11 protein-coding genes are annotated in these 12941 nt (G+C 46.9%); all 11 read left to right on the top strand.

What is annotated here, in order from left to right; all coding sequences use genetic code 11:
- Window positions 1–261: 261 nt before the first annotated feature.
- The 11 genes from clpP (at window position 262) to EJP77_RS19810 (ending at window position 12928) form a co-directional block, all read left to right on the top strand.
- On the top strand, window positions 262–852 hold the full coding sequence (gene clpP / locus EJP77_RS19760; protein ID WP_127200985.1) for an ATP-dependent Clp endopeptidase proteolytic subunit ClpP: 591 nt from the start codon (window positions 262–264) through the stop codon (window positions 850–852).
- A 17-nt stretch (window positions 853–869) separates the two neighbouring features.
- Window positions 870–2126, top strand: coding sequence for an ATP-dependent protease ATP-binding subunit ClpX (clpX, locus tag EJP77_RS19765; protein WP_127200986.1), 1257 nt, complete (start codon window positions 870–872; stop codon window positions 2124–2126).
- Between the two features lie 107 nt (window positions 2127–2233).
- Window positions 2234–3346, top strand: a complete 1113-nt coding sequence (gene ispG, locus EJP77_RS19770; protein WP_127200987.1) for a flavodoxin-dependent (E)-4-hydroxy-3-methylbut-2-enyl-diphosphate synthase — start codon at window positions 2234–2236, stop codon at window positions 3344–3346.
- A 162-nt stretch (window positions 3347–3508) separates the two neighbouring features.
- The gene (gene lonB / locus EJP77_RS19775; RefSeq protein WP_127200988.1) at window positions 3509–5218 is read left to right on the top strand and encodes an ATP-dependent protease LonB; all 1710 of its coding nucleotides are present in this window, start codon (window positions 3509–3511) and stop codon (window positions 5216–5218) included.
- Window positions 5219–5376: 158 nt separating this feature from the next.
- Window positions 5377–7716 (top strand): endopeptidase La, encoded by a 2340-nt coding sequence (gene lon, locus EJP77_RS19780; RefSeq protein WP_127200989.1) that lies wholly within the window; start codon window positions 5377–5379, stop codon window positions 7714–7716.
- Window positions 7717–7731: 15 nt separating this feature from the next.
- On the top strand, window positions 7732–8358 hold the full coding sequence (gene yihA / locus EJP77_RS19785; protein ID WP_127200990.1) for a ribosome biogenesis GTP-binding protein YihA/YsxC: 627 nt from the start codon (window positions 7732–7734) through the stop codon (window positions 8356–8358).
- Between the two features lie 209 nt (window positions 8359–8567).
- Complete coding sequence (locus tag EJP77_RS19790; RefSeq protein ID WP_127200991.1) at window positions 8568–9155, top strand: non-ribosomal peptide synthetase module; 588 nt, start codon at window positions 8568–8570, stop codon at window positions 9153–9155.
- Between the two features lie 228 nt (window positions 9156–9383).
- Complete coding sequence (gene speD, locus EJP77_RS19795) at window positions 9384–9785, top strand: adenosylmethionine decarboxylase (RefSeq protein WP_127200992.1); 402 nt, start codon at window positions 9384–9386, stop codon at window positions 9783–9785.
- 251 nt (window positions 9786–10036) lie between these two features.
- On the top strand, window positions 10037–11425 hold the full coding sequence (hemA, locus tag EJP77_RS19800; RefSeq protein ID WP_127200993.1) for a glutamyl-tRNA reductase: 1389 nt from the start codon (window positions 10037–10039) through the stop codon (window positions 11423–11425).
- A 119-nt stretch (window positions 11426–11544) separates the two neighbouring features.
- Window positions 11545–12267 (top strand): cytochrome c biogenesis protein CcsA, encoded by a 723-nt coding sequence (ccsA, locus tag EJP77_RS19805; RefSeq protein WP_127200994.1) that lies wholly within the window; start codon window positions 11545–11547, stop codon window positions 12265–12267.
- Between the two features lie 10 nt (window positions 12268–12277).
- Entirely contained in the window at window positions 12278–12928 is a 651-nt protein-coding gene (locus tag EJP77_RS19810) for a precorrin-2 dehydrogenase/sirohydrochlorin ferrochelatase family protein (RefSeq protein ID WP_127200995.1), read from the top strand.
- Window positions 12929–12941: the final 13 nt, after the last annotated feature.

A 12941-nucleotide genomic window follows, 5' to 3' on the forward strand; every position in this document is an offset into this window, starting at 1 on the left:
GATCCAGCATATAGGCAGAATATACAAGGTATAACCTTAAGGCACGTATTTCAAATGCGTGCCTTCTTTTTCACTAAGGGAGGATACATTTTCTTCCATTAGCTGAACTTTATTGAGGTGCTGCTTAATCACTTGTGTGAAAAATGACAGAGGTCCTTGAACATGGTAAAATAGGAAGTGTGATATACAGAATGACCTCAGTGTATTTTCTTCGTGGAGTTCTGTATAGATAATACGAATATAGAAAAGAGGCTTGGGATTATGAGTATCGTACCTATGGTTATAGAACAAACGAGTCGGGGAGAACGATCTTACGATATTTATTCCAGACTTCTTAAGGATCGTATTATCTTTCTCAGTAATGCAATTGACGATGAAGTAGCTAATATCGTGATTGCCCAACTCTTGTTTTTAGCAGCTGAAGATCCTGAGAAAGACATCCATCTATACATCAATTCCCCTGGTGGTTCTATTACGGCAGGTATGGGTATATATGATACAATGCAGTTCATTGAACCGGATGTTTCTACCATCTGTGTAGGTATGGCAGCGAGCATGGGTTCTTTGCTGCTTACAGCTGGAGCACCAGGTAAGCGTTTTGCTCTGCCAAATAGTGAAGTGATGATTCACCAGCCTTTGGGTGGTGTACAAGGCCAAGCATCAGATATCAAGATCCATGCCGAATGGATCATCAAGACAAAGCAAAAGGTCAACCAAATATATTTGGAACGTACCGGTCAAACTCTGGATAAGATTGAACGGGATACAGACCGCGATTTCTTCATGAGTGCAGAAGAAGCAAAGGCTTACGGGATTATTGACCAGGTCATTAATAAACCCATTAAATCTTAAAGGGGTGTATACCATACATGTTCAAATTCAATGAAGAAAAAGGACAATTGAAATGTTCTTTCTGTGGTAAGTCACAGGAACAAGTACGCAAACTTGTAGCCGGACCAGGCGTTTATATATGTGATGAATGTATCGAGCTGTGCACGGAAATCGTAGAAGAGGAGCTCGGTCATGAAGAAGAGCTCGATCTGAAGGAAATTCCAAAGCCTCGTGAGATTCGTGACATTCTTGATCAATACGTTATTGGACAGGAACAGGCTAAGAAATCTCTGTCAGTAGCCGTGTATAACCACTACAAACGGGTAAATACACAAAGCAAAATTGAAGATGTAGAGCTTCAAAAGAGTAATATCCTGCTTCTGGGGCCAACGGGTTCCGGTAAGACTTTACTTGCTCAAACGATGGCCAAAATTTTGAATGTTCCTTTCGCTATTGCCGATGCAACCTCCCTTACCGAAGCGGGTTATGTAGGTGAAGATGTAGAGAACATTCTGCTCAAATTGATTCAAGCTGCTGACTATGATGTGGAGAAGGCTGAACGCGGGATTATTTATATCGATGAAATTGATAAAGTTGCCCGTAAGTCTGAGAACCCATCCATCACGCGCGATGTATCCGGTGAAGGTGTTCAGCAGGCTCTGCTCAAGATCCTAGAAGGTACGGTAGCTTCTGTACCTCCGCAAGGAGGACGCAAGCACCCTCATCAGGAATTTATTCAGATTGATACAACGAATATTCTGTTTATTTGTGGCGGTGCCTTTGATGGACTGGAACAAATGATCAAGCGTCGTGTCGGTAAGAAAGTCATCGGATTTAATGCTGCTGCTGACGGGCAAAAGGATCTGAAGCCAGGTGAATACCTGGGAATGGTTCTTCCGGAAGATTTGCTGAAATTCGGTCTGATTCCTGAATTTGTAGGGCGTCTGCCGGTTATTTCCACATTGGAGCCGCTTGATGAGAATACCCTGGTGCGTATTCTGTCTGAACCGAAGAATGCTTTGGTGAAGCAGTATCAGAAGCTTCTTGAGCTTGACAATGTTAAGCTTGAGTTTGAACCAAAGGCACTGGAAGCTATTGCTCGTGAAGCCATCAAACGGAACACAGGAGCACGGGGCCTCCGCGCCATCATTGAAGGAATCATGCTGGATGTTATGTATGAAGTTCCTTCCCGTGATGATATTACGAACTGTGTAATTACCGAGAAGGTTGTTGAAGAGAAAGTAATTCCTGAGCTTCAGGTTCAGAAGAAGAACAAACAAGAAGAGAGCGCCTAAAGCTGATTGGCAAAGGGCTTGATTAAATAATATGCTGAATCTCCACCCTAATGGTCCCAAGCGGCCAGCGCTAGGGTGGAGTTTGGCGTTATGGGAGAGACCTGAAAATGACATTCTTGAGACATGATACCCGCCCTGTCAAAGTGGGGAATCTGACCATTGGCGGCAGTAATGAAGTGCTCATTCAAAGTATGTGTACCACAAAGACGGCAGATGTTGAAGCAACTGTAGCAGAGATTCTACGTCTGGAAGAGGCAGGTTGTCAGCTGGTTCGTGTCACCGTGAATAACGAGGAGGCAGCTGCAGCAATTAAGGAAATTAAGAAGAGAATTCATATTCCTCTAGTTGCAGATATCCACTTTAATTATAAGCTCGCACTGCAGGCGATCGAGAACGGCATCGATAAAGTCCGGATTAATCCGGGAAACATTGGCCGGAGGGAGAAAGTTGAAGCTGTAGTTAAAGCTTGTAAAGAGCGTGGCATCCCTATCCGTATCGGGGTAAATGCAGGCTCGCTGGAAAGCCATCTGCTTGAGAAATACGGATATCCTACTCCGGAAGCCATGGTGGAAAGTGCACTTTACCACATTGGGATCCTTGAGGAACTGGATTTTCATGATATTATTGTGTCCTTAAAGGCTTCGGATGTGCCTATGGCCATTGCTGCTTACTCCAAGGCTGCGGAGGTTATCCCTTACCCGCTTCACCTTGGAATTACAGAGGCGGGGACCTTGTTCTCAGGTACCGTAAAGAGTGCCGCAGGTATTGGTGCGCTGTTATCCATGGGCATAGGATCTACTGTGCGAATCTCACTCAGTGCAGATCCGGTTGAAGAAGTGAAGGTAGCCCGCGAGCTGCTGAAGACATTCGGTCTGATCTCGAATGCAGCTACGCTCGTATCCTGTCCAACTTGCGGACGACTGGATATTGATCTCTTCTCAATTGCAAATGAGGTTGAAGAGTATATTTCCAAGATTAAGGTGCCGATCAAGGTGTCTGTACTGGGTTGTGCTGTTAATGGACCTGGAGAGGCTCGTGAAGCGGATATCGGAATTGCCGGTGCACGCGGAGAAGGCATGCTCTTCCGTTACGGGGAAATGATTCGTAAAGTGCCCGAAGCGGAGCTTCTGTCAGAACTTAAGAAAGAGATTGATCACATCGTCGAGGTGTTCGAAGCAACCGGAGAGATACCTGGCCGCAAGGAACATTTTGTACGTTAAAGATGAAAGCCGTGAACGGATCAGAACCGTTCGCGGCTTTTTTTTGCTGACTAATTCCGTTCATCGATCCTGCCCTAAAAAACCTGAGCTCTGGCGTTTACCCTCATTCAAAAAGGCTATACTACCAAGTAACAGGTTTTGAAAATGGGAGGTTGGTTAAGTATGGATTTAAGCATGATTATTATGGCAGTACAGCTGTTCTTTGCTGTGGTTATCGGGATTTATTTTTGGAATCTGCTTCGGAGTCAGAAAGGCAACCGGAGTGCGGTAGACCGGGAGTCCCGCAAGGAGATGGATAAGCTGAGGAAACTCAGGGCCGTCTCGTTAACTAAGCCTTTGGCCGAGCGTGCTCGCCCTGCAACAATGAGTGATATTGTCGGTCAAAAGGACGGCCTCAAAGCTCTGAAGGCTGCTTTGTGCAGTGCCAATCCCCAGCATGTCATCATATATGGACCGCCAGGGGTGGGTAAGACAGCAGCGGCGAGAGTCGTAATGGAGGAGGCGAAGAAAAATCCCTCGTCCCCATTCCGTTCGGACGCTAAATTTACTGAAATCGACGCCACAACTGCACGATTTGATGAGCGGGGGATTGCTGATCCTTTGATTGGATCGGTTCATGACCCGATTTATCAGGGGGCTGGGGCTATGGGGGTCGCGGGTATTCCTCAGCCTAAGCCCGGTGCCGTGACCAAAGCTCATGGAGGGATATTGTTCATTGACGAGATTGGTGAGCTGCATCCGGTTCAAATCAACAAGCTGCTTAAGGTGCTGGAGGATAGGAAAGTATTCCTCGAAAGCGCATATTATAACTCGGAAGACAATGGTACCCCGGCTTATATCCATGATATTTTCCAGAACGGGCTACCCGCAGATTTCCGGTTAGTGGGTGCTACCACCCGGTCTCCTCAGGAGCTCCCGCCAGCTTTGAGATCTCGCTGTATGGAAGTTTTCTTCCGGCCCCTTCTTCCTGATGAGATTGCCCGAATTGCGGAAGACGCTGTGAAAAGAATTGGACTTGAGCCGTGCAGTGAAGCGGTCGATGTGATCAAGAAGTTCGCTACGAACGGCCGGGAAGCCGTGAATATGGTGCAGCTTGCAGCCGGACTTGCTCTGACGGAGAAGCGAAACCACCTTCTGGCATCGGATCTGGAATGGGTGGCAACAAGCAGCCAGCTGGTACCAAGACCAGAACGTAAAATATACGAACATCCTCAGGTAGGGGTAGTGAATGGGCTGGCTGTATACGGGCCGAATATGGGTGCATTACTGGAAATAGAAGCAACTGCTGTTCTTGCTGAGAAGGGGATGGGAAGCTGTAATATAACAGGGGTTGTTGATGAGGAGGAGATCGGAGGGGGGAACAGGACTCTTCGCCGGAAGAGTATGGCCAAAGGCTCTGTAGAGAACGTGTTGACGGTGCTTAAGAGCATCGGACTCGACCCTACGCATTATGATCTCCACATTAATTTCCCGGGCGGAACGCCGATTGACGGTCCTTCTGCCGGACTTGCTATAGCCACCGCGATCGCTTCCGCGATACGAAATATTACCGTGGATAACCGGATAGCGATGACAGGCGAACTTGGCATACATGGCAAGGTCAAGCCGATCGGCGGAGTTATGGCCAAGGTGGAAGCTGCCTTTCAGGCCGGTGCAACAACCGTATTAATCCCGAAAGAAAACTGGCAGAGCCTGTTCGAAGGCTTGAATGGGGTTAAAGTTATTCCGGTTGAGTCGTTAAAAGAAGCGTTCCAGCATGTGTTTGGTCCTGAGGCGGAACGCAGCTTTGGATTTACATTGGCAGATGGAGTATTTGCTCCGCCTGCACAAGCGTTTTTCCAGGTGGATTCACCCCATACGGAATCACTGTAAGGATCGAGCGGCTGTCTGGCAGCCGCTCTTCGTTGGTGTTTTAAAGGAACATTTGCTAAAATAGGAATAATATCTCCTGAGAAACCTGAGTTTTTTTAGGGGGAACCATCAGGCAGACGCAACATATTAAAGCTGAGAACCATTGGAGGTGCGAAACGATGGGAACCCACAAATTAGGAAAAGGTCGTCGTTTTCCTTTGCTGCCACTGCGGGGGCTGCTAGTATATCCTAGTATGGTCCTGCATTTGGATGTAGGACGCGAGAAGTCCGTTAAGGCATTGGAAAAGGCAATGGTGGACGATAATTTAATTCTCCTTTGTTCTCAATCTGAAGTGAACATAGAAGACCCTACCCAAGAGGATATATTCCGAATTGGTACGGTGGCTAAGGTCCGTCAGATGCTGAAGCTTCCTAACGGAACGATCCGCGTTCTTGTTGAAGGCATGGAAAGGGCCGAAATTATTCATTATCTGGATACGGAAGAGTATTACGAAGTGATGGCAAAAGAACTGCCTGAGGAGGAATCTGCAGACCCTGAGGTCGATGCTTTAATGCGTACGGTTCTTACCCAGTTTGAACATTATATTAATCTGTCCAAGAAAGTAACTCCAGAGACGCTTGCTGCGGTCTCGGACATCGAGGAGCCTGGGCGTCTGGCCGATGTGATTACAAGTCACTTATCACTGAAGATCAAAGACAAGCAGGAAATTCTGGAGACGATTGAGGTTCAGAAACGGCTCGAGAAGCTGCTTGATATTCTGAATAATGAGCGGGAAGTGCTTGAGCTGGAGCGGAAGATTAGCCAGCGCGTCAAGAAGCAGATGGAGAAGACGCAGAAAGAGTATTACTTGCGCGAGCAGATGAAGGCGATCCAGAAGGAGCTTGGTGAGAAAGAAGGCCGTGCAGGTGAAGTAGAAGAACTGCGCAGCCTGATGGAGGAGAAGCAGCTCCCAGAGAAAGTCCGTGAGAAGGTTGAGAAGGAAATTGACCGACTCGAGAAAATGCCGGCCAGTTCGGCAGAAGGCGGAGTCATCCGCAATTATGTGGATTGGCTGCTCAGCCTGCCTTGGTCCAACCAGACAGATGATGACCTTGATCTTGCGAAGGCAGAACAGGTTCTGAATGACGACCACTATGGTCTTGATAAGCCCAAAGAACGTGTGCTCGAGTACTTGGCTGTGCAGAAACTGGTCAAGAAGCTGAAAGGGCCGATTCTGTGCCTTGTAGGGCCTCCAGGTGTCGGTAAAACTTCCTTGGCACGCTCCATTGCACGTTCGCTCGGCAGAGAATTTGTTCGTATCTCCCTGGGTGGCGTGCGAGACGAAGCTGAAATTCGCGGTCATCGTAGAACTTACGTAGGTGCCATGCCTGGACGTATCATTCAGGGAATGAAGACGGCAGGGACGCTCAATCCCGTATTTCTACTTGATGAGATCGATAAAATGGCATCAGATTTCCGAGGGGACCCTTCTGCTGCGCTGCTTGAGGTGCTTGATCCCGAGCAGAACAACACATTTAGTGACCACTTCATTGAAGTGCCGTTTGATCTGTCTAACGTGATGTTTGTTACTACGGCGAATGCAGTTCACAACATTCCTCGTCCGCTTCTGGACCGGATGGAAATGCTCTATATCCCGGGCTATACGGAGCTGGAGAAGCTTCAGATTGCCACACGTTATCTTTTGCCAAAGCAGAAGAGAGAACATGGTCTGGGACCAGAACAGTTGATTATTGGAGAAGAAGCCTTGCTAAGGACGATTCGTGAATATACGCGTGAATCGGGCGTCCGCAATCTGGAGCAGCAGGTTGCCGCCCTGGCCCGTAAGGCAGCCAAACGAATTGTCTCTGAGGAGATGGAGTCCATCGAAATCCTCCCTGATCAGATTAAAGACTACCTGGGTGTACCTAAATTCCGCTACGGGGTTGCTGAGATGGAAGACCAGATTGGTACAGTAACCGGGCTTGCCTGGACTGAGGTTGGCGGAGAGACTTTGACGATTGAGGTTACCGTTGTTCCTGGAACCGGCAAGCTGACCTTAACCGGGAAGCTTGGGGATGTCATGAAGGAATCTGCACAGGCTGCATTCAGCTATACACGCTCCAAGGCGAAGGAGCTGGGGATCCCGGCGGATTTTCATGAGAAGAATGATATTCATATCCATATCCCGGAAGGTGCTATTCCCAAAGACGGTCCTTCGGCCGGAATTACAATTGCAACGGCGCTGATTTCTGCTTTGACGAATCGGCTGGTCTCCAAGGATGTGGCCATGACCGGGGAGATTACGCTGCGCGGCAGGGTTCTTCCGATTGGTGGCCTAAAGGAGAAGTCGCTTGCGGCTCATCGTGCGGGCTATAAGAAAATCCTTTTGCCTAAAGACAACGAACGTGATCTTAACGATATTCCAGAAAGTGTCCGGAGTGACGTGACATTCGTACCCGTTTCACATATGGATCAAGTATTGAAGCATGCGCTTGCTGAACAAGTTGAAGTGCACTAGAGAGGAAACACTAGAATGAAAGTAACAAGTTCTGAATTTATAATCAGTGCCGTAAGGCCTGAACAATACCCTGAGGACGGCTTGCCAGAGGTTGCTCTGGCAGGTCGTTCCAATGTGGGCAAGTCCTCATTGATCAATCGTATGATTAACCGCAAAAATTTGGCTCGGACCAGTTCAACACCAGGTAAAACCCAGCATTTGAATTACTACCGAATTAATGACGCTCTTTATTTTGTTGACTTTCCCGGATATGGCTATGCCAAGGTATCAAAGGTACAGCGCCAGGTCTGGGGGAAGATGATCGAGGAGTTTCTGACGGTTCGGGAGCCGCTTAAATTGGTACTGCTTATTATCGACCTAAGGCATCCACCTTCCAAGGATGATGAGCTGATGTATGACTGGCTTAAACATTATGATCTGCCAGTATGCGTAGTGGCGACGAAAGCGGACAAGATTCCGAAAAGCCGCTGGCAGAAGCATATCAAGATTATTAAGGATGCTCTGGTCATGCGCGCAGGCGATGAACTTATTATGTTTTCTTCAGAGGCGGGTATAGGTAAGGATCAGCTTTGGAGTTTAATTAGCAGACATATTGAAGATCAGGAATCGGAGGTTTCGGAGACAAGCCCTTCTTCGGACTGAATAAAAATTGACTAATCCGCGAATTTATGAGGGAACGGGAGAACTTCCAGCAGGAAAGTGAGCATGGTATGGTATTTTTGCCCCTTAACTAGCCAAATTCCGTTTTTTTCTAAAATTCGCTGAAAAATCATGATTTAAATACCGCGCATTTGCTTTAATGAGTAGTGTATAATTAACTACAAAGGATTAAAAGAATTGAGGAGATTTTTATGGCTCAGCGGTTAGCCACAGAGTACATTAAAGCCAGTTTGCGATTGACGGAAGTTCAAATGGCCGAATTTATTCACAGAATTGATGATCCTCACGTAAGACAGCGGATTAAAGTGCTGGACGGGGGAGGACAGGAAGTAGTTCTGGAAGATGACCAGGGAGAGGAACTTCACCTGCCTTTTGATCGTAAGGACGGTTATTACATCTGTGAAGCATCATTCCGCTTGATAAATCCTCCTATTACCAATGTTATGCGTCGGTTGTTCGCAGCCTATAAAGGTTCGGGTATCGTGAACCGGATCTATAATGGATTTGTGGTCATGTATCAGTATGAAGATGGCCAGGTACGCAGAATTACCGAACACAATGGCGACACATACAAACTCGTTTATGAGTATAAAAATACAGTTGAGGAACTGCAGCGGTTGTTCCGCTCGACCGAAGTTGAGATGGAGATCGGACGGATTCACCGTCTGATTAATGATTTGCTGGATCACCGTCTTGCCTTGAAAGATGAGCAGCTTATCACGCACATTGATGAGGAACTTCGTCAATATACACGCCGATTGTTCGTATTAGAGGCCTAGGAAAGTCCGCCCGTGGAAATGGGCGGTTTTTTTTTGATTAATGTTCTAAAAAGTATTGCATTTGTCCTGAATAGATGTTATTTTTAATCTCGTTGAAAAGAATATAGGAACCAGGATTCACTCAGGACATTATGTTACGAGAGATTTTTCCCTCGGGAAGTGAATGACGTAGGTCCTAGCGGATGAAATTTTTCAAACATTTTATTCCTAGGAAGGGGGAACCGGAAGATGGAATATTCAACTTTCGGAAGACACGTTGCTGTTGATACTTGGGGAGTCGATTTTGAGGTGCTGAACAACGCTGAGCTATTGCAAGCTCATTTGGTGGAAGCCGCCGAAGCGTGTGGTGCAACGGTATTGTCCGTGCAAGCCAAGCAGTTCGAACCACAAGGGGCTACGGTCCTTGTAATGCTGTCAGAGAGCCATCTCTCGATTCATACTTATCCTGAGAGAGGTTTTGCAGCTGTTGATTGTTACACATGTGGAGAAACAGTTGACCCACAGCTCGCCATTGATTACCTGGTATCCATTTTGAAACCGGAGAAAGCTTACGCGAAGAAGTTGATTCGTGGACTGGGAGAACTTAAAGTTGAGACTCCTGCTCTAGGGCAACAGGCTGAGCTGGTGTAACCGGGGATTTATTTGACTAACGATAACATTTGTATGTACTTTGCACATGAGTATGTGTGGGACAATGAAGTAACCATGGAGAATTCCATGGTTATTTGTTTTAATACCTGTCTATTCTGTTACTAAAAAGAACATGAGAACTTCATAAACAATTCATAAAAATCACAGAGTATGGCAGAGCGAATGTGATATAATTAACAAGGTGAGACATAATAAATTGACTGAATTATCTAAAGGCAGGAGGACTTGCAATGCACATTGTCGTAGTCGGGTTGAACTATCGAACGGCGCCTGTGGAAGTTAGGGAACGTTTTTCATTCGCAGACAAAGATATGCCGGCAGCGCTGTCGGAGTTGAAACGTACCAAGAGTGTATTGGAAGGCGTTGTAATTGCCACCTGCAACCGCACGGAAATATATGTGGTCGTTGATCGGCTCCATATGTGTGGGTACTTCATCCGCAGCTTTATTGAACAATGGTTTGGGGTTTCGCGTCAAGAATTCACCCAACATTTATATATGTATGAAGACGAACAAGCAATACGTCATTTGTTCCGTGTAGCTTGCGGACTGGATTCCATGGTGCTTGGAGAGACGCAAATTTTGGGTCAGGTGAAGTCGAGTTTTCTGCAGGCACAGAGTGAGAAAGCTACAGGAACCTGGTTCAACATGCTGTTCAAGCAAGTGATTACGCTGAGCAAACGGGCACATTCAGAGACAGCGATTGGAGAAAGTGCGGTTTCTGTAAGTTATGCAGCGGTCGAACTAGGTAAAAGGATTTTTGGTGATTTCGCTGGAAAACGTGTGCTGATTCTCGGAGCGGGCAAGATGAGCGAGCTTACCGTCAAGCACTTGTATGCCAGCGGGGCTGAGCAGGTGCTGGTAGCCAATCGTACGTTTGCACGCGCTCAGGAGCTTGCAGGGAAGTTCAACGGAACTCCATGCACCATGCAAGAAGCCATGGAGCATTTGAAGGATGTAGACATCGTTATAAGCTCTACAGGAGCTGAGGGTTATGTTCTTACTTCGTCTCAAGTTGCCCAAAGTATGAAGAAGCGTCCATCACGTCCGCTCTTCATGATCGATATTGCCGTACCGCGGGATATTGAACCCATCATTTCGGAGCTTCCGAATGTATTCTTGTATGACATTGATGACCTTGAAGGCATTGTGGAAAGCAACCTTGAGATGAGACGGACAGAAGCGCTGAAGATCGAAGGCATGATTGACCAGGAGATGGCTGTGTTCGCGAACTGGCTTCAGACTCTAGGGGTTAAGCCTGTGATTCGTGCCCTTCAAGAGAAATCCTCTTCGATCTACGAGGAGACGCTGGTGAGCATGTTCAACAAGCTTCCTGAGCTGGATGAGCACCAACGTACAGTTATACGTCGTCTTACGAAGAGTATCGTGAATCAAATGATGCATGATCCGATTAACCGGATCAAAGAAATGGCTGGAGAGAAACAAGGAGAACAGGCACTAGAGATGTTCACCCAAATTTTTGCTCTGGAGAAACAGCTTGAGTCAGCCAAAGCCTTAGAGGAAAGTAAAACTCAGGCAGCTGATTCAACCAAAGCACAGAACACCTCTAAGGTGTCTATTCCTGACAAAGCGCTAAAGATAGCGCAGGTGTCTATATAGGGCGGTGATCAGCCTTGACGCTGCTAAGTGAAATTTATGATGCAATAATTTATATATATGCCCTGAGCCTTCTGTTTTATTTCTCGGATTGTATTCGCCGCAATGGGAGTGCAAAGCGGATGGGCGCAGGGCTTCTTGCATGTGTATTTGCTCTGCAGTTAACGGGCTTCAGTATGCGGCTTTGGCAGAACGGTACGGATGCGCTGCTCTCTAACTATAATTATGTGTATCTTGTTTGTCTAAGTCTTGTTACTGCAGCATTTGTTCTTACATTTCGTCAAAAGACAGAGTTTACCGTGCTTCTGATCAGCCTTATTGGATTTGTGCTAACTGTCCTCAATAGACTTAGCTACAGGTCGGTGGATTACTCCTTCCATCACTCGCAGACCTTCAAAGGCTTGATCAGTCTTCACATTGCTCTTGCGGGCATCAGCTACGCGGCTTTGACGCTGTCAGCTGTATTTGCGGTTATGTATCTATTCCTTCACAGGAAGCTGAAGCGAAAGACATGGAATGATACGGTGCGAAGACTGCCGAGCCTTGAGGCGCTCGAGAATTATATTAATATTTCCATGCGTTGGGGAACTTCCCTGCTCGCTGTGTCCTTGATTGTCGGGGTATCTACGGTGGCTGCGGAGAATCGGTGGGACCTTTTGGTTGACAAGAAAATGTTCTTCACGTTCATTGCCTTGGTCGTCTATATCCTTTATTTTGCCGGTCGAAAAATGAAGAAATACAGCGGCCGGGTCCTGGCTGAGTGGGCGATTGTCGGTTATGTTGTCACCATAGCCAATTACTTGTTAAATTCATGGTCAGCATTTCATCATTGGGCAGGAAAGTAGGTTCTCAATAATGGAGAAATATATACCGATTATGTTGAAATCGGAGGGTCTGCGCGCAGCGGTTATCGGCGGTGGGCCTGTGGCTGAACGTAAAATAATGCAACTGCTCCAATCTGGAGCGAACATAAAGCTAATAAGTCCTTCTGTAACAGGACCGCTACATCAAGCTGCCCAAGAAGGCAGCTTGATTTGGTATAATCGTAATTATACGGAAGGCGATCTTCAAGGTGTATCCCTGGTCTATGCAGCTACAGACCAAGCTGAAGTCAATGAGCGGGTGGCTAAAGAAGCCGCAAGGCTTGGAATCCCCGTAAATATCTCCGGTCCCGGCCTTGGAGGGACGTTCATCTCACCAAGTGTTGTCAGGCGAGGAGATCTTATTATTGCTGTTAGTACGTCTGGAGCAGGTCCTGCCGCCTCGGTAAGAATAAGCCGAGAAATTGACGATAGTTACGGGGATGAATATGAGGCTTATATTGATTTTCTGAGCAAAGTCAGACAGATCGTTAAATCGACTGTTCCTGACGGAGCAAGGAGGCGCACACTGCTTAAGGCGGCGGCCGAAATGGATATACTTAGGGATATTCGCCGCGGCGAGTTCAAACCGTGGACTGAGCAGGAGATTGAGGCTTGGATTAAGGGTAATATTACTAATAACTGATACATAAAGGAGC

It is taken from the genome of Paenibacillus zeisoli (assembly GCF_003994465.1).
Classification (GTDB): domain Bacteria; phylum Bacillota; class Bacilli; order Paenibacillales; family Paenibacillaceae; genus Fontibacillus; species Fontibacillus zeisoli.